The 17,105-nt window shown below is 70.7% G+C and carries 20 protein-coding genes; 13 read left to right on the top strand and 7 right to left on the bottom strand.

What is annotated here, in order from left to right; genetic code table 11:
- Positions 1–152: 152 nt before the first annotated feature.
- The 3 genes from PSC72_RS06295 to PSC72_RS06285 all read left to right on the top strand — a co-directional run bounded on the left by PSC72_RS06295 (position 153) and on the right by PSC72_RS06285 (position 2,483).
- Positions 153–1,565: an ATP-binding protein gene (locus PSC72_RS06295; RefSeq protein ID WP_274325039.1), complete on the top strand. Its 1,413-nt coding sequence runs from the start codon at positions 153–155 to the stop codon at positions 1,563–1,565.
- A 125-nt stretch (positions 1,566–1,690) separates the two neighbouring features.
- Entirely contained in the window at positions 1,691–1,849 is a 159-nt protein-coding gene (locus PSC72_RS06290) for a DUF7559 family protein (protein WP_274325038.1), read from the top strand.
- 73 nt (positions 1,850–1,922) lie between these two features.
- A complete protein-coding gene (locus PSC72_RS06285) occupies positions 1,923–2,483 on the top strand; it encodes an Hsp20/alpha crystallin family protein (protein WP_274325037.1) in 561 nt (186 codons plus the stop codon).
- A 52-nt stretch (positions 2,484–2,535) separates the two neighbouring features.
- Here the strand turns inward: PSC72_RS06285 and PSC72_RS06280 are convergent, their stop codons facing one another.
- Together PSC72_RS06280 and PSC72_RS06275 are read right to left on the bottom strand one after the other, a co-directional pair.
- Positions 2,536–3,672, bottom strand: coding sequence for an NAD(P)/FAD-dependent oxidoreductase (locus PSC72_RS06280; RefSeq protein WP_274325036.1), 1,137 nt, complete (start codon positions 3,670–3,672; stop codon positions 2,536–2,538).
- Positions 3,673–4,449, bottom strand: coding sequence for a DUF7388 family protein (locus PSC72_RS06275; RefSeq protein WP_274325035.1), 777 nt, complete (start codon positions 4,447–4,449; stop codon positions 3,673–3,675).
- Positions 4,450–4,555: 106 nt separating this feature from the next.
- Between PSC72_RS06275 and PSC72_RS06270 the strand changes: the two genes are divergently transcribed.
- Entirely contained in the window at positions 4,556–5,029 is a 474-nt protein-coding gene (locus PSC72_RS06270) for a redoxin domain-containing protein (RefSeq protein WP_274325034.1), read from the top strand.
- A 40-nt stretch (positions 5,030–5,069) separates the two neighbouring features.
- Here PSC72_RS06270 and PSC72_RS06265 read toward each other — a convergent pair whose 3' ends face one another.
- The gene (locus tag PSC72_RS06265; RefSeq protein WP_274325033.1) at positions 5,070–5,651 is read right to left on the bottom strand and encodes a response regulator transcription factor; all 582 of its coding nucleotides are present in this window, start codon (positions 5,649–5,651) and stop codon (positions 5,070–5,072) included.
- 142 nt (positions 5,652–5,793) lie between these two features.
- Here PSC72_RS06265 and PSC72_RS06260 point away from each other — a divergent pair, with 142 nt between their 5' ends.
- Positions 5,794–6,069, top strand: coding sequence for a helix-turn-helix domain-containing protein (locus PSC72_RS06260; RefSeq protein ID WP_274325032.1), 276 nt, complete (start codon positions 5,794–5,796; stop codon positions 6,067–6,069).
- Positions 6,070–6,114: 45 nt separating this feature from the next.
- Here PSC72_RS06260 and PSC72_RS06255 read toward each other — a convergent pair whose 3' ends face one another.
- Together PSC72_RS06255 and coxB are read right to left on the bottom strand one after the other, a co-directional pair.
- Positions 6,115–6,552 (bottom strand): MaoC family dehydratase, encoded by a 438-nt coding sequence (locus PSC72_RS06255; RefSeq protein WP_274325031.1) that lies wholly within the window; start codon positions 6,550–6,552, stop codon positions 6,115–6,117.
- A gap of 97 nt (positions 6,553–6,649) precedes the next feature.
- The gene (gene coxB, locus PSC72_RS06250; RefSeq protein WP_274325030.1) at positions 6,650–7,462 is read right to left on the bottom strand and encodes a cytochrome c oxidase subunit II; all 813 of its coding nucleotides are present in this window, start codon (positions 7,460–7,462) and stop codon (positions 6,650–6,652) included.
- 188 nt (positions 7,463–7,650) lie between these two features.
- Between coxB and PSC72_RS06245 the strand changes: the two genes are divergently transcribed.
- From PSC72_RS06245 to PSC72_RS06220, 6 genes are all read left to right on the top strand, one after another.
- On the top strand, positions 7,651–9,111 hold the full coding sequence (locus PSC72_RS06245) for a heme o synthase (RefSeq protein WP_274325029.1): 1,461 nt from the start codon (positions 7,651–7,653) through the stop codon (positions 9,109–9,111).
- 3 nt (positions 9,112–9,114) lie between these two features.
- Positions 9,115–9,792 carry a DUF7546 family protein gene (locus PSC72_RS06240; protein ID WP_274325028.1) on the top strand — a complete coding sequence of 226 codons (678 nt, stop codon included), beginning with the start codon at positions 9,115–9,117 and terminating at the stop codon, positions 9,790–9,792.
- Positions 9,793–9,875: 83 nt separating this feature from the next.
- Complete coding sequence (locus PSC72_RS06235; RefSeq protein ID WP_274325027.1) at positions 9,876–10,106, top strand: Rdx family protein; 231 nt, start codon at positions 9,876–9,878, stop codon at positions 10,104–10,106.
- Positions 10,107–10,199: 93 nt separating this feature from the next.
- Positions 10,200–11,372 (top strand): bactofilin family protein, encoded by a 1,173-nt coding sequence (locus PSC72_RS06230; protein ID WP_274325026.1) that lies wholly within the window; start codon positions 10,200–10,202, stop codon positions 11,370–11,372.
- Between the two features lie 203 nt (positions 11,373–11,575).
- Positions 11,576–12,532, top strand: a complete 957-nt coding sequence (locus PSC72_RS06225) for an ABC transporter ATP-binding protein (RefSeq protein ID WP_274325025.1) — start codon at positions 11,576–11,578, stop codon at positions 12,530–12,532.
- A complete protein-coding gene (locus PSC72_RS06220) occupies positions 12,529–13,320 on the top strand; it encodes an ABC transporter permease (RefSeq protein ID WP_274325024.1) in 792 nt (263 codons plus the stop codon). The genes PSC72_RS06225 and PSC72_RS06220 overlap by 4 nt, the downstream gene beginning before the upstream one ends.
- Before the next feature lie 47 nt (positions 13,321–13,367).
- Here PSC72_RS06220 and PSC72_RS06215 read toward each other — a convergent pair whose 3' ends face one another.
- Positions 13,368–14,639 (bottom strand): ATPase domain-containing protein, encoded by a 1,272-nt coding sequence (locus tag PSC72_RS06215; protein WP_274325023.1) that lies wholly within the window; start codon positions 14,637–14,639, stop codon positions 13,368–13,370.
- 66 nt (positions 14,640–14,705) lie between these two features.
- Positions 14,706–15,359: a DUF420 domain-containing protein gene (locus PSC72_RS06210; RefSeq protein WP_274325022.1), complete on the bottom strand. Its 654-nt coding sequence runs from the start codon at positions 15,357–15,359 to the stop codon at positions 14,706–14,708.
- A 128-nt stretch (positions 15,360–15,487) separates the two neighbouring features.
- Between PSC72_RS06210 and PSC72_RS06205 the strand changes: the two genes are divergently transcribed.
- Both PSC72_RS06205 and meaB read left to right on the top strand, forming a co-directional pair.
- Entirely contained in the window at positions 15,488–15,907 is a 420-nt protein-coding gene (locus PSC72_RS06205) for a cobalamin B12-binding domain-containing protein (protein ID WP_274325021.1), read from the top strand.
- Complete coding sequence (gene meaB / locus PSC72_RS06200; protein WP_274325020.1) at positions 15,904–17,067, top strand: methylmalonyl Co-A mutase-associated GTPase MeaB; 1,164 nt, start codon at positions 15,904–15,906, stop codon at positions 17,065–17,067. The genes PSC72_RS06205 and meaB overlap by 4 nt, the downstream gene beginning before the upstream one ends.
- The last annotated feature ends 38 nt before the right edge of the window (positions 17,068–17,105 follow it).

The raw sequence follows: 17,105 nt of genomic DNA, 5'->3' as shown, positions 1-17,105 counted from the left end.
CCGGACTGAAATATCCCGGGCTTGCAGCCAACGGCTCCGGTTCGGGTCCGCGGCCGGGTCCGGTCGGCGGCGCGTTCCGCCGCAGTCTGCTCGATTATCGTCTGAAAAAATACGGCAGGTAGCTATAACACCCCGTCCGGGAAATCTATCCTATGATACGTACGTCGTCGATAGACGTGCTCCTCGTCGACGATAGCGGCTTCTTCAGGCAGATCGTCTCGGACAAGCTCGGCGAGTCGGAGGACATCTCGGTGTCGAAGGCGAGCAGCGGCGAGGAGGCGCTGGAGACGCTCGCGGATGGCTCAGTCGACTGCGTGGTGAGCGACTTCGAGATGCCCGGGCTGAGCGGCCTGGAGCTGTACGAGCGCGTCGAGGCCGAGTACGGGCTCCCCTTCATCCTGCTGACGGGCCAGGGCGACGAGCAGACGGCCAGCCGGGCGATCGGCACTGGGATCGACGACTACCTGCGGAAAGACGACATCGCCGAGGAGGGCCAGCTCCAGCTGCTCGCCAACCGGATCGAGAACGTCGTCACCCAGCGCCGCGCCAACGAGAAGTACGAGCTGCTGGTCAACAACACGCCCGACGAGATCACGCAGGTCGCCGCGGACGGGACGATCACCGCCGCCAACGACGCCGCCGCGCGGTCGTTCGACACGACGCGCGAGGAGCTGATCGGGAGCCACCTCACCGACGTGCTCCCGACGGAGTCGGCGGCGACCCGCGTCGAACACGGCCGCAGAGCGCTGACGGCCGGGTCGGCGGTCACCTTCCAGGACGGCTACGGGGTCCGCCACTTCCACAACGTCGCCGCGCCTGTCAGGGTCGGGAGCGAGTCCGACTCCTTCCAGCTCATCACTCGCGACATCACCGAGCAGAAACGCCGCGAGCGGGAGCTACAGACCCGGACAGACGAACTCGCGGTCATCAACAGGCTGGTGCGCCACGACATCAACAACGACGTCCAGCTGCTCATCGCCTGGGCCGACGGCATCGACCGCCACGTCGACGACGACGGCCAGGAGTACGTCGACCGGATCCAACACACCTGCGACCACATCGCGGAGCTGACGAACATCGCGCGGGACTTCGTCGACTCGATCGGCAGCGACGCGGAGTTCGCGCTCACCGGCGTGAACGTCCGGCACATCCTCGAAGACGAGGTCGAGAAGGCCGACCGGCGACACGACGACCTGACGGTCACCGTCGACGGCGAGATCCCCCACGCCGCGGTCAGGGCCAACGAACTGCTCTCGTCTGTCTTCGGGAACCTGCTCAGCAACGCCGCTCGCCACAACGAAGGGGCCGACCCGCGCGTCACGGTCAGCGCCGAGGAGTCCAGGACGGACGTTCGCGTTCGCGTCGCTGACAACGGGCCGGGGATCCCCGACGCGCAGAAGGAGTCCGTCTTCGGCAAGGGCGAGATGGGACCCGATAGCCCGGGGACCGGGATCGGGCTGTACCTCGCGCACACGCTCGTCGAGCAGTACGGCGGCACCATCTCGGTCGAGGACCGTGACCCGGACGGTTGCGTCTTCACCGTCTCGCTCCCGAAACACGCCTGAACGGGTTCTACGAGAAAGCACTGCACGCCGAAGTCCCGAAACCTGACCGTCCGGCCGACTCCGGCCAGCCTCCGGTTCGTCCGGGCGCCGAAAACAGTATCCGTCGGCCGTCCGAACCCGCGACCATGCCACCGACGAAGGAGATCAAGTGCACGAGCGAGGACTGCTTCCTCGACATGTTCGAGAACCACTACACCTACGACGTGCCCGACGATCACTCCGTCGACGACCTGCAGTGCCCGGTCTGCGGCGGGACCGACTGCCTCGAAGAGATCGAGCTGTAGGGATCCCGTTCTCCAGTTCTGTCCTGCGTCCGCGGGCACAATCCTGAAGGGAGCACCGGCCTAACCGCCGGGTATGAGCAAGATCCGCCACATCGGGGAGTCGCTCGGCAACGCCGTCCTGGAGAACGTCGGCCGCGCGATGGGCCGCGCCCAGGAGCGGACGCCGCTGCCCGTCGACCTGCTGGAGAACGACGAGGAGTACCTCGCCGTCTTCGACGCGCCGGGCGTCCGCGGGTCGGACGTGCAGGTGCAGTACGACGACGGCGCCGTCGAGGTCCGCATCGACCGCTTCCGCGGGTTCCACGAGGGCTTCGAGATGCGCTACCCCGGCCGCGGCCTCGCGCTCGACGGTCGCGTCGAACTCCCGGAGCACGCCCGTGTCGACGCCGAGGCCGCGACCGCGACGCTCCGCGACAACGGCACGCTCGAAGTCGAGATCCCGAAGACGGACGAACCAGTCGAGGCCGACGTCGACGAGGCGCTCGAAACCGAGAGCGTCGACGAGGCCGACGCCGACGCGAACGAACTCGACGCCGAACCGACCGCTACCGCCGGCGACGAGAGCGGAACCGACGCGGACGACAGCGCGAACGAAGATACCGACGAATCGGGCTGGTCCGACGCGACGGAATAACGGGCGGCGACCGGGCCGCGATCGCACCGCTTCTCGCCGCTACTCCTCGCCGCTACTCTTCGACGGTCATCCCCTCGACGACCTCGAACGACTCGTCGCCGTCGAAGCGTCGCGGATCGAACGCCTCGATCCCGTCACCACCGAGGATCGCCTCGGCGATCCGCTCGCCGAGTGCCGGCGCGCGCATGAAGCCGTGGCCGTGCCAGCCGGTGGCGACGAACAGGTCGGATTCGACGGGACCGAGTAGCGGGTCGCGGTCGGGCGTGGCCGTACAGAGCCCCGCCCACGACCGACGGATCCCGAACTCGCTCTCTCCCCGCTCCGTACTGACGGTGTCGTCCAGCCAGTCGAGCGACGCCCGCTCGAAAGCGGGGTCGGCGTCGGCGTCGTAGTCGTCGGGGTCGAACTCCCGTTCCTGTGTCCCGTCGCCGACGAGCAGTCCGCCCTCGCGGGGCCGGGCGTAGCGCCCAGCGGTCGCGTCGTAGCAGGTCGGAACCGCGCCGGCGCCGTCGAACGGGCCGGTCGCGAGCGCCTGCACGCGGTAGGGTTTCATCGGGATCGGGACGCCGACGCCGGCGAGCAGGCGCTTGGTGTGCGCGCCCGCGGCGACCAGCACCGCGTCGAACGACTCGGTGTCCGACGGCGTCTCGACTGTGGTGCCGTCGTCGGCGAGCGCGACTTTCGTCCCGGTCTCGACGGCGGCGCCCGCCGCCGCGGCCCGGTCGGCCATCGCCCGCACGTACGACTTGGGATCGAGATAGCCGGCGTTGCGCGCGACGGCGGCGACAGCGACGTCGACCGACGCGATCGCGGGGAACCGGTCGGCGATCGCGGCGGCGTCGAGCAGTTCCACGTCCCGACCGTTCGCTCGCATCCGCTCAACGCTCTCGCGGACGGCGTCGGCGTGGCGCTCGTCGCCCGCTCGCGCGAACCAGACGTAGGGGTGGTCCGCGAACTCGATGGCTCCCTCGGCGTCGAGTTCCCGGAACCGCTCGACCGCGCGCTCGGCGACCGCGGCGTCGACGTCCTCGGCGAAGGCGTCGTACGCGATGCCCGCCGCGCGACCGGACGCGCCGCTCCCCACCTCGTCGCGCTCGTAGAGAGTTGCGTCGGCGCCCCGGACCGCCATGTCGCGGGCGGCGGTCACGCCGAGGGCGCCGCCGCCGACGACGGCCACGCGCCGGGACATCTACAGGACGGGGTCCAGCCCGCGGGCGGGGTAGCCGACGACGTGGTCGGCGCCGGCGTCTCGCAGTTCGGCGACCCGGTCGGCCACGCGGTCGGCGTCGCCGACGAGGCCGTAGTCGCGGACCGCCTGCGAGAGCACCTCGCGGGCGCGGCCGTCGGCGCTCGCGTCCGTCGGCGCGCCGTCGGGGAGCGCGGCGGCGACGGGACCGCGGCGGGCGGCGTAGGCGCCGAGCGCGTCCAGAACCGCGTCTTCCTCGTCGGTCAGGACGGTCGGCGCGTAGACGGCGACCTCCCCCTCGAAGCCGGCCTGTCTGAGCGCGCGGAGCCGGCGGGCGGTGCCGGGCCCGAGCAGTTCGAACTGGGTGCCGCCGACCGCGAGGGCGATGCGTTCGATCCCCTCGGTGCCGACCCAGGGGTCGCGGCTCCGCGCGGCGGCCGCCCGGAGTCGCGGGGCGACCGCTCGCTCGCGCTCGGTGTCGGTGAGATACGCCGGGTGGCCGGCGACCAGCACGCGCCCGACCTCCTCCGGGAGCGCCGTCGCGAGGTCGTCGGCCCCCAGCGGGTCGAAGCCGTCGGCGCGGACGGGCGTGGTGACGCGCACGTCCGCCTCGTCGGCCAGGGCCGCGAGCGTCTCCGGCGACGGCAGGTGCTCGCGGCCCTCGTAGTCGACCGCGAACGCGTCGACGTCGAGGTCGGCCGCGCGCCCGACGTCGACCTCCGCGGGCTTGATGGCGACCGCGTCGATCCCCGCTCGTTCGAGCGTCGCTCCCTGGAGCATCTGTGGTACCCCCCGCTATAGAGCGGCGGGGAAAAGCTCTGTCGCTTCCGCCGAAATCCGCGACCACCGACCGGTTTATGCCGGTCTGCGGCGAACGCCCGGACCGATGCTCTCCGACGGTGACGCCGCGCCCGACTTCATCCTCCCCGGCACCGACGGCGACGCCGTCCGCGAGTACATGCTCGCCGAGCACACGCGCGACGGGCCGGTCGTCCTCAGCTTCTACCTGTTCGACTTCAACCCCGGCTGTACCGACCAGCTGTGCGCGCTCCGGGACGCGCTGTGGCTCGACGGGCGCGACGACGTGACGGTGCTCGGCGTCTCGCGCGACAGCGCGTTCAGCCACCGGGCGCTCGCCCGGGAGCACGACCTTCCGTTCCCGCTGATCTCGGACAGCGACGGCGCCGTCAGCGAGCGATACGGGGTCAGGTACGCCGAACTCGCGGGCCACCGGGACGTGTCGAACCGCGCCGTGTTCGTGATCGACGCGGAGACGACAGTCCGCTACGCCTGGGCCGCCGACGACCCGGAGGAACAGCCCGACTGGGACGCGGTCCGCGCGGCGCTGGACGGGCTGTAGCGGACGCAGCGCCGAGCGCAGGTCGCCGGAGTCGCGCCGCCTACGAGGAGTTGCGACCGATGTCCCGGAAGGTGTCGACGATCTCCTCGAAGTCGGGACGCGACTCCTGGAGTTCCCGGCCCAGCCGTTCGGCCTCGCGCTTTCGCCGCTCGTACTCGTCGCTCTCGGCGAGCTCCGCGGGCGTGAGTTCCTCTTCGAGGACCTCGATCTTCGACACGACGGCGAAAAACTCCTCGAGCTTCGGGTCCCCCGACCGCCTGCTGTCGATCTGCTGGTCGAGCGTCGTCAGCAGCGTCTCCGTCTCGATGGGCTTCGAGAGGTAGTCGTCGAAGTCCATCTCCAGGATGTTCAGGTCCGGGTCGACGGCGGTCGTCATCACGACCACGCAGTCGTAGCCGCGCTCGCGTATCTCCGCGAGCACCTCGTCCCCGTGGATATCTGGCATCCGCCGGTCGAGCAACACCGCGTCGACGGTCTCGTCGATCGCCTCCAGCGCCTCCTCGCCGCCGTACGCGACCCGCGTCTCGTAGTCGTCCCGGAGTTTGAGCGCCAGCACGTCCGCTACTTCTTCCTCGTCGTCGACGACGAGGACACTCGGTCGACCGCCGACACTCGATGGCACGTCTCTGGTACCCCTCGGGACTGCCGGGATTTGACTCTGTTGGCGCGGGACCGCGACCGTCGGCCGCCCGCGCACCGCGGTCCGGACTGTTGCGGCGACAGTGTTATATGTGAACGAGTATCATGGTACGACGGGGATACCGATGCCACAGCACCCAGACTGGTTCCGCGGCGCGGACGCAGCGATCTTGAGCTACCTCTCGCGAGAGCGGCCGACGTACGTGCCGCTCATCGCCAACCGTCTGGGGATGCCGACCGACTACGTCCAGCGCCGGACAGAGAAACTGGTCGAGAGCGACCTGGTCGAACCGGTGAGCGCCGAAGTCGTCTACCGGATCACCGAGGACGGCGAGCGGCACCTGGACGCCTACACCGAGCGCGAGGGCGTCCCGGAGCCCGGCCTGGTCGCCGGCAACTGACCGAGCGCGCCCGCTCGCGTGGCGGTTCCGCCCGGTCCGAGTGAGCTACGCCTTCTCGCGGCGTTCGTAGAGGACGAGCCCGACCATCGAGAGGGCCTCCTCGCCGTCGGCCTCGGTCGTGATCGCGACGGAGACGAGCCCGCTGTCGTCGTCCCAGTCCTCCTTCTCGACGATCTCGGTCCGGACCACGAGTTCGTCGCCCGGCCTGACCGGCCGGCGCCACCGGAGATCGTCGACGCCGAGCGCGCCGCGGGTCGCTCCATCGGCGAGGTGGTTGTCGACGAGCAACCGCATCGTCATGGCGGCCGTGTGCCAGCCGCTGGCGACGAGCCCGCCGAACGGCGTGTCGGCCGCGGCCTCGGGGTCTGTGTGGAACGGCTGCGGGTCGTACTGCTCGGCGAAGGTCGTGATCTCCTCGTCTGTCACCTGGTAGCTGCCGAAATCGGCCGTCTCGCCGACGGACAGGTCCTCGAAGTACTGCATGGAGGCGCTACGGACCGGTCCGTCAAAAGAGCAGCAGCCGCTGGGTGAGGGATCGAGAGCGCAGAGCGAAAACCGGGAAAACGCGCCGCGAGTGGACTTACGGGGAGAGCGCGGCGGTCTCGTTGGCCGCGGTCCCGTTGCCGGCGGTGGCGTTGCCGGCGGTGGCGTTGCCGCCCGAGCCGCCGGAGCCGCTGTTCTCGGCGAGCCAGCTCTGGAACTCCTCCTGGCTCCGCACTTCGACGGTACCGAGCATCTGCGAGTGGCCGACGCCGCAGTACTCGGCGCAGTAGAGCTGGTACTCGCCGGTGTCGGTGGGCTTGGTGAAGATGTAGTTCGACTGCCCGGGGAACGCGTCGGTCTTCAGTCCGAGGCCGGGGGCGTGGAAGGCGTGGAGCCAGTCGGCCGAGGTGACGTTCAACCGGACTGGCCTGTCGGCCGGCAGGACGAGCGTGTTGGCGTTGCTCACCCCCGACTCGGGGTAATTGAACTGCCAGTTGTACTTCTGGGCGGTCACCTGTACGTTGAGGACCTCTGCCTGGTCCTCCCCGAGGTTCTCGGCGACCGTGTCCTGCGTGGCGGTGACGTACGGCTCGGCGAGCACCTGGTAGGAAGCGACGCCGACGAACAGCAGGATGACGGCCGTCGCGACGGTCCAGGTGATCTCCAGCCGACGGTTTTCCTTCGTGGGGAGCGGCGACTCGTTGTTCTTGAACTTCCAGACGGTGTAGAAGAGAATGGCCTCCACGAGGACCGTGATCGGCACGGCGATGTACAGCAGCTGGTTGTTGAGGTCCCAGATGAGTTCCTCCGTGGTCGAGTCGGCCCCGGCCTGCGCGGCGGCGGGCTCGATCGCCACCGCGGCCAGGACGGCCCCGAACAGCGCCAGAAGTGCGACGCGCTTGCCCTTCATTGTTGGATCCGGCTTGGGATTGTCCGCATATTAACGTGCTGAATCCCGTCGCCGTGTCCGAAAGATGATGATACTTCCCGCCTGATTCTTTCCCCGAACGTGTGCGGGCCTCGCGAGCGCTCGACGCCGATCCGACCGCCTGGAGCGGGCCCGAAGCGCGAACACTAAGTGCGGACGCTCCAAAGTCGATGCAACAGCGGGGTTCCCACGTGTTCAATCGCGACGCTCGACCCGACGTCTCCGCGCTGCTCGCAGCGACCGCGATGGGCGTCTACCTGCTCGTCGTCGCCGGCGCGACGGCTTCCATCGCCGACGCCGCGCGGGCCTGCACGAACTGGCCCGTCTGTCGCGGCCCCGTCACGCTCGCCGAGCCCGCTCTCCTGATCGCCTGGGGCCACCGCGCGGTAGCGCTGCTCGTCGGTTGCCTCGCGCTCGCGACCGGCGTCGCCGCCGTCCGCGCCCGCCATCGGTTGCGACCGCGCGTGCTCGCCGCGCTCGCGCTCGGGGTCGTGCTCTTCCCCGTCCAGGTCGGTATCGGCGCCGTCGTCGTCACCTCCGGGCCGACCGACCTCCTGACCACCGCGCACCTCGTCGTCGGCATGGTCCTGTTCACCGCCCTGGTCGTCGCGCTCGCGTGGGAACTCGAACCCGACGCCTCCGACGCGCCGGACGACGGCTGGGCCGTCGAACCCGGCCTCGACTCGTCCGACGAGTCGGACGAACCCACGGTCGCGGCGGACGCAGCGACCACCGCGCCGGCCGACCTCCCGCCGCTCCGCCGCGCGACGGCGACCCTCTCGGCGTACTTCCGCCTGATGAAGCCGCGCCTGATGTGGCTGCTCTGTCTCGTCGCCGCGGCCGGCATGGCGCTGGCCTCCACCGGCGGCGACGACCTGACCGTCCGGGCGGTCGTCCTCACCCTCGGCGGCGGCGTCCTCGCCATCGGCGCCTCGGGCACGTTTAACCACGTGCTCGAACGCGAGAAAGACAAGAAGATGGACCGCACGTCGGACCGACCGATAGCGACCCACCAGATCCCCGTCCGGCGAGCGGTCGCCTTCGGCGTCGGGCTCGCCGGGCTCTCCCTGGCCGTGTTCGCCCAGGTGAACCTGCTCGCGGCGGCGCTGGGCCTCTCGGCCATCCTCTTCTACAGCGTCGTCTACACGCTCGTCCTCAAGCCCAACACCGTCCAGAACACGGTCATCGGCGGGTTCGCCGGCGCGCTCCCGGCGCTCATCGGCTGGGCGGCCGTCACCGGGACCTTCGGCCTGCCGGGGCTGGCGCTCGCGGGCGTCATCTTCCTGTGGACGCCGGCGCACTTCTACAACCTCGCGCTCGCGTACAAGGAAGACTACGCGAAGGGGGGCTTCCCGATGATGCCGGTCGTCCGCGGCGAGGCCGAGACGCGCAAGCACATCCTCTACTACCTCGCCGCGACCCTCGTCGCGGCCGTCGCGCTCGCGGCGATGACCGGACTGGGGTGGGTGTACGCGGCGACCACCTGCGCCTTCGGCGGCGTCTTCCTCTGGGCCGTCCTCCGACTGCACCGCGAGCGCACCGAGTCGGCCGCGTTCCGGGCGTTCCACGCCTCGAACGCCTACCTCGGCGCGCTCCTGGTCGCCATCGTCGTCGACGCCCTGGCGGTCTGACCCATGAGGACCATCGACACGGGGGCGCTCGGCGACGCGCTCCGCCCGCGCCGGGAGACGCTCCTCTGGGGCGCGCTCGTTCTCAACACCGAAGTGATCCTCCTCCTCGCGTACGCCGCGTTCGGCACGCAGGACCTCCTCTCGGTCCGGGGGCTGCGGCTGTGGATCTACCCGTTCGTCTGGATCAACGTCTCGCTGTGGGCGGTCGTCCGCACCGACCCCGCGTCGGCGTCGACCCGCAACCGCCGCATCGGGGCGGCCCTGGCCGTCGGGTACTTCGCGGTCCTGGCGTACACGGGCGGCCTCGTCGGGCCCGGCCACGGGCCGACGACCTACCGGATCTCGTGGGCGCTCCCCCCTGGGTGGTCGCCCGCGGTCCTCTTGAACGGCGCCGGGGTCTCGCTGACGCTCATCCCCTACAAGCTGATCGGCTACGCGACCCTCGCGTATCTCGTCTACGCCACGGTCATCGACGCCGCGCGGTCGGCCGTCACGGGCGTCCTCGGCCTGCTCTCCTGCGTCTCCTGTAGCTGGCCGATCCTCACCTCGATCGCCACCGGCGTCGTCGGGAGCGGCACCGGCGTCGCCGCCGCCGTCTCCAACGGGTCCTACGGCATCTCGACCGCCGTCTTCGTCGTCACCGTCGCCCTGCTGTACTGGCGGCCGTTCGGTCGGGAGTAGGCGTCTCGGCTCGCCGTCCGGCGCAGTATCGCGGCGGCGGTCGCGTCGCACGGCTTATCACCGCGCCAGTCGGAGTGGGTACCATGACGGCCGTGACACTGACCTACTGCGTCCCTTGCGGGTTCAGGGAGCGCGCGCTCGACACGCAGGAAGCGATCCTCACCAGCCTCGAATCGGAGATCGACAGCTTCGAACTCGTGATGGGCGACCACGGCGTCTTCCGCGTCGAGGTCGACGACGAGATCGTCTTCGACAAGGAGGCCGACGACTTCGACATCGACGGTATCGTCCGCGACGTTCGGAACCAGATCTGAGTCCCGACGTTTCACTTAAATCTTTCTCCGACTTGTCGGGCCGGAAAGTCGCGTTCGGTACTTACCGGGTAGGCGGTCCTCGGTCCAACTGCAATGGCCCCTCCCACGCCAGACGCCCGCACCTCGCGGGCCATCGTGCTCGTGTGTAGCCTCGTCGTCGCGCTCGCGCTCCTCCCGGGCGCGGCGGCCGCAGCGCCCCAGGACGCCGACAGAGTCGTCGGTCCGAACGAGACCGTCGGCGGCGACCTGACCGCCATGACCGGGGACGTCCTCGTCCGCGGGACCGTCGAGGGCGACGTGACGGCGGTCGCGGGTTCCGTCGAAGTGGCCGACGGCGGCAGGGTCGACGGCGACGTGACCGCGGCGTCCGGGTCGGTCACGGTCGCCGGGTCGGTCGGCGGCGACGCCACCGCGGCGTCCGGGTCGGTCGAGTTGACCGGCGACGCCCGCGTCGAGGGGAGCGCCAGCGCCGGCAGCGGGTCGGTGACCGTCGCCGAGGGCGCGACCGTCGAGGAAGACATCAGCGCCGGCGGCGGCGACGCCGAAGTCGCAGGCACGGTCGACGGCGACGTGGCGAGCGGGCAGTCGGTCGTCCTCGGTTCGACCGCGACCGTCGGCGGCGACGTGACCTACCACGAGAGCCTCGACCGCGAGGACGGCGCCGCGGTCGCGGGGACGGTGACCGAGAAGTCCAGTTCGGAGTGGCACGTCGGCGGTCAGTTCGGGGTCGGCCCTGACGAGGTGTTCGACGCCGTCTTCTCGCCGCTGTTGGCCGTCTACTGGACGCTGCTGTCCCTGCTGGTCGGCGCGGTCCTGCTGGCGCTGTTCCCCGAGTTCTCGGCCGAACTGGTCGAGACGGCGACCGACGATCCGGCGCGGACCGGCGCCGCCGGGCTGGCGGCGCTGTTCGCCGTCCCCGTCCTCCTGGTCGCGGTGACGCTGACGATCGTCGGTATCCCGCTCGCGTTGGCGGGCGGCGCGCTGTTCTGGCTGGCCGCCTGGGCGGCGCTCGTCTACGGCGAGTACCTCGTCGGCCGGTACGCGCTGACCGCCGCCGACGTCGAGAACCGCTGGGCCGCGCTCGTCGCCGGCGTCGTCGGCGTCGAGGCGGTCGGGTTCGTCCCGTACGTCGGCGGTCTGGTCACGTTCGTCGTCCTCCTGCTCGGCCTCGGCGCGGGCGCGCTCGTCGTCGCCGCCCGCTGGCGGGGCGACGGCGACGACGGCGTCGAGACGCCGCCCCCCGACCCCTCCCCGAGAGCGGCTTGATGTCTTCCACCTTCCCCCGCTGACGCCTGTCGCCCTCTCCGCTGACGCTACCGCCCTCCCCCACTGACGCCCGCCACCTGCTCCCGCTGACGCCTCTATCGGCCCCCCATCGACGCGCCCCCGCTTCCGTCGCGGTCCGCCGGTCGCCGCGCCGCCGACGGCGAACCGAACCGCCTTTGCGACCTCCACTGGTGCGTTCGGCTATGACAGCGACGCTCGTCGCCGAGGACGTGCGGCGGACCTACGGCGACACGGTCGCGCTCGACGGCGTCTCGCTCTCGGTCGGCGCGGGCGAGGTGTTCGCCCTCGTCGGCCCGAACGGCGCGGGCAAGACCACGCTCGTCCGCGCGCTCACCGGGACGACCGACGCCGAGGGCTCGGTGACCGTCTTCGGAACCGACCCCCGCCAGGTCGACCGCGAACGCATCGGCTTGCTCCCCCAGGCGTTCGACCCGCCCGCGCGACTCACCGCCCGCGAACTCCTCACCTACTACGCCGGCCTCTACGACGACAGCCGCGACGCCGACGCGGTGCTGGCCGACGTGGGCCTGACCGAGGCCGCAGACACGTGGTACGAGAACCTCTCCGGCGGCCAGCAGCGTCGGACTTGCGTCGGTGCGACGCTGGTCAACGACCCGGACCTGCTCTTCCTCGACGAGCCGACGACCGGCATCGACCCCGCGGGTCGCCGGTCGCTGTGGGACCTCCTCGAATCGCTCGCCGCCGGCGGGACCACCATCGTCCTCACCACCCACGACATGGCCGAGGCCCACCGGCTGGCCGACCGCGTCGGCCTGCTCGCCGACGGCCGACTCGTCGCCGTCGACGACCCCGACGCCCTCGTCGCGGAGTACGGCGGCGAGAGCCGACTCGTCGTCGAGACCGACGCCGAGCCGGCCGCGCTCGACCTGTCGTATCCGGTCGAGCGCTCGGACGGCGCGCTCGTCGTCTCAGACGTGCCGCCCGAGGCGATCGGCGACGTCGTCGACGCCCTCGACGCGGCGGGGGCGAGCTACGACGCCCTCTCCTGGAGCGAACCGGACCTCGAAGACGTCTATCTGCAACTCGCCGGCGGCGCGGGACGCGAGTACGGCCACGGCGCGGGCGCCCGAGAGGGCGAGCGGTCGTCCGGACGGGCGACCGCGGAGGGCGAGCGATGACCCGGACGGGCCGGATCGCGGCGTCCGTCCGCGCCGGCTGGCACTCGTTCCTCCGCCGGCGGACGGCCGTCTTCTTCACCTTCTTCTTCCCGCTCCTGATCGTCGTCATCTTCGGCGTCCTCGTCCAGACGCAGCCGACAGCCGGCGGTGGCGGCGGGCTGTTCACGGAGCCGGCGGTCTACTACGTCCCCGGTTACCTGGCCGTGGTCGTCCTGTTCACCCCGCTCTCGCGCGTCGGGAGCGAGGTGGCGCGCCACCGCGACGGCAACCGCTTCGAGAAGCTGGCGACGACGCCGCTGTCGCGGACCGAGTGGCTCCTCGCCCAGACGCTCGTCAACGTCGTCGTCATCGGGCTCGCCGCGCTCATGCTCCTCGCGCTCGTCGTCGGCCTGACCGGCGCGGACGTCGCGCTCTCGATACCGGTCGTCGGACTGCTCGTCGGCTACGTCGTCCTCGGGGTGGGGCTGTTCTGCGGGATCGGCGCGCTCATCGGCTCGCTCGCCGACTCCCAGGACGGCGTCATCGCGACGAGCAACTCCGTCGCGCTCCCCCTGCTCTTCCTCTCGGAGACGTTCGTCCCGCTGGACATGCTCCCGGCGTGGTTCCGCCCCGCGACCGCGCTCTCGCCGCTCACCTACTTCGCCCGCGGCGTCCGCGCGACGACCGACGGCGGCGACGTCGTCCCGGTCGGCCCGGTCGCGCCAGAACTGGGCTACCTGCTCGTGGTCGCCGCGCTCGCGGTCGTCTTCCTCGCGCTCGGCGCTCGCGCGCTCCCCCGGACGGACTAAACAGTCCTACCCCCGCCCCGCTCCCCGCCCGCGGACCGCCGAGACGGTCACTCGCTCCCGCCGTCGGCCGGATCGGTCGCTTCTTCGCCGCCCCCGCCTCCACCCCCGCTCCCGTCGGCCGGCGGGTCGTCGGCCTGGGTCCCGTCGGCGGACTGGCCGACCGGCGGTCCCTGGCCGAAGCCGGCACCGGCCGCTCCGCCCTCGCCAGTGGATGGTTCCTGTCCGTCGGCCCCACCCTGACCCGGTTCCGCGCCGTCCTGCGCTTCGGACGCTCCCTGTTCGGGGGGTCCCTCCGGGAGTTCGATGGTGACGATCCCCTCGCCCGCGGTGTACTCGTAGGCGACCCACTTCGGGAGGGTGAGCACGCCGCTCATCTTGCGGACGCGGATCTGCTTGATGAGCGAGCCCTCGACCAGTTCCTCGTCGAGTTTCATCTCGACGATGCCGTCGACCATGTAGTTGAGGTCGTGGGGGAACTGCTGGTCCTCGCCGGTGACGGTCGCGCCGGCGTAGATGGGGACGAAGCGGCTCTTGCACACCTCCGCGCGGACGTCCTTCAGGAACGCGTAGGCCTTGACCGGCTGGACGAGCGCCCCGAACTCCGTCAGCGAGTCGATGACGACGATGCCCCTGTCTTCCATCTCACAGGCTTCCAGCACGCTGTCGAGCCGGTTGTTCAGCTCGCCCAGTTCGGTCGGGTCGCGGACCTGCGTCGTCGCGCCCGCCGCGACGTCCGAGAGGAAGGCGTTCCAGTCGTTGAGCCGGTCGTACATCCGCTCGCGGTTCTCCAGGCGGTAGGTGAAACAGTCGAGGATCTGCAGCTGGCCCGACTCCAGGTAGGGGAGGACGTTCCAGTCCAGCGTGACGAACTCCTGGATGACGGACATCGGCGGTTCGAGGAAGGAGACGAAGACGGCCGGCTCGCCCCGCTGGAGCGAGCGCCAGACCAGTTCCGCCTGGATGGCCTCCGTGCGCGTGCCCGCGAGGTCCGTCAGCAGGACGAACGAGTTGCGCGGGATCCCCTGCGGCAGGCTCTCGTCGAGCGGGGCGACGCCGGTCGGCACCCTCCGGAAGCCGTGGTACTGGGTGAACACCTTCTCGCGTTCCCGCGAGGAGTCCCGACAGGACTTACAGCAGTAGTCGTACTGCTCGCCGTCGCACTCGGCGGTGATCGGCTCTCCCGGGATCGGGAGTCGGCAGAAGTCACAGCGCCCCGTCTCCGGTGCTGGTTGGCCCTTTCCACCGTGGGGGGCGGTCCGCTGTGTCGCGTCTGTTCCGGCCGGCGGGTCCTCGGCAGGTGCGTCGGGCTGCTCGGCCATGTGAGACCGTAGCACGTGCTGCGGGAAAAGGAATCGGACGCGCGGGCCGCGTGCGTCGAGCGCCGCTCACTCGTCGTCGCGACCGGCGACGAACGCCCGGACCGACGGCCCGACGGCGAGCAACAGGAACGCGGCGTGGCCGCGTTTCTCCCACATGTAGACGTGGTTGAGCAGGAGGTAGGTCACGATGCCGAGGAAGAGGCTGAGCGACCACGCGGCGACGGCGATCCGGCCCACGCGCGCGTGAGAGGTATCGCGTAGCTCCGAGGGGCTGTGGGTCAGTCCGAGCACGACGGCGTGGAGGACGACCGGCACGGCCAGCGCCGAGAGGAGGATGTGGACGGCGAGCATAGCGAGGTAGGCGTAGTAGACGACGCCGGAGGCGAGGATCGACTTCTCGAACCCGCCGCCGACCTTCAGCAGGTACATCGTGAGGAAGACGAGGATGAGCGCGAACGCCGTCAGCATCGCCGTCCGGTGTTTCTCCACCTCGCCGCGTTTGATGTACCGGACGCCGATCAGGATCGAGACCAGCGCCAGCGAGTTGACGACCGCGATAGCGTCGCCCAGCAGGATGACCGCGTCGTCGCTGATCGACGGGAACGGCGCGTACGGCGTGAACGCGCCGACGACGAGGAGATACCCGATGGCCGAGAACACGGCCGTCACTCGCCGCGGGTTCGCCCGTGCCCGGGACTGGAGGGAGTCGGCGACTGCCATATCGATCCTGTGGACGCCGTCGGTATACCCGCTTCGGAATCGAGGATGCCGGACGGGACCGGCCGTGGACCGCGGGTCTCGCAAAAATCACCGCAAACGTGAAACCGGAACCGGGACAACTAGCGGGCATGAGCGCAGAGCAGGGACAACGCCAGATCCGCTGTCTCGTCGCCAAGGTCGGCCTCGACGGGCACGACCGCGGCGCGCACGTCATCGCGCGGGCGCTGCGCGACGCGGGCTTCGAGGTCATCTACTCCGGGCTCCACCGCTCGCCGGACGAGGTCGTCCAGGCCGCCGTCCAGGAGGACGTCGACGTCCTCGGCATCTCCATCCTCTCGGGCGCTCACAACACGCTCGTCCCCAAGATAATGAACGGGCTGGAGGAGTACGGCGCCCGCGAGGACACGCTGGTGCTCGTCGGCGGCATCATCCCGGACGACGACAAGGAGTTCCTCTACGACGAGGGCGTCGCCGAGATCTTCGGCCCCGGCGCGTCGATGGACGAGATGATCGACTACATCCGGGAGCACTCCCCCGAGCGACGATGACGGAGGGGGACCCGGACGGCCGGGGAGACGACGCCGAGGCCGCCGACGCCGGGTCAGACGCCGCCGTCGATCCCCTCATCGCCGACCTGCTCGACGGGAGCCACCGCGCGCTCGCCCGGACGATCACGAAGATCGAGAACCGCTCGCCGGGCTACCGCCGACTGGTCTCCCAGCTCCACGCCCACACCGGCGACGCCGACGTGATCGGGATCACCGGGAGCCCCGGCGCCGGCAAGTCGACGCTCGTCGACAAGCTCGCGAAGGCCTACCGCGATCGGGGGCTGACGGTGGGCGTCATCGCCATCGACCCCGCCTCGCCGTTCACCGGCGGCGCCGTGCTGGGCGACCGCATCCGCATGGCCTCGAACGTGGGCGACATGGACGTGTTCTTCCGGTCGATGTCCGCCCGCGGGACGCTCGGCGGCCTCTCGACGGCGACCACGGACGCCGTGAAAGCGCTCGACGCCTTCGGGAAGGACAAGGTGATCGTCGAGACCGTCGGCGCCGGCCAGAACGAGGTCGACATCGTCCGCACGGCCGACACCGTGGCCGTGCTCGTCCCGCCCAGCAGCGGCGACGACGTCCAGATGCTCAAGGCCGGCATCCTGGAGATAGCGGACCTGTTCGTCGTCAACAAGGCCGACCTCGACGGCGCCGACCGCACGGTGCAGGAGCTCCGGGAGATGCTCCAGTTGCGTGACGGCGATATCCAGGTCGGCGGTGGTCACCACGGGTTCGAGGAGACGACCGTCGACGTCGGAGGTGGGGACGGGGACGGGAATCCGGCGGACGGCGACGCGGCGAGCGACGACCCAGCCGGGGACGACGCCGACGCGGTCGAGCCCTGGGATCCGCCGATCGTCGAGACGGTCGCCAACCGCGGCGAGGGTGTCGAGGACTTCCTCGACGCGCTCGCGGCCCACCGCTCGTACCTGGTGGATTCGGGGCGGCTCGAAGCCAAGGCGCGGACGCGCTACGCCGAGGAGATCCGGACGCTCCTGCGCGAGGACGTCCGGGGGCTCCTGGCCGAGGAGATCGAGGCCCGGGGCGGCCTCGACGAGCGAGTCGAGGCGGTGCTCCGCCGGGAGACCGACCCCTACACCGTCGCCGAGGAGATCCTCGAACCGCTCGCCGACTGCGTCGCCGACCGCCGGGACTGAGGCGGCCCAGCGCCGTCTCGCCGGCAGTTCAGACGGAC

The sequence above is a fragment of the Halosimplex aquaticum genome (assembly GCF_028747785.1).
GTDB lineage: Archaea > Halobacteriota > Halobacteria > Halobacteriales > Haloarculaceae > Halosimplex > Halosimplex aquaticum.
Note: the sequence above shows the minus strand (reverse complement) of the source record. Positions and strands in the feature narration are given on the sequence as shown.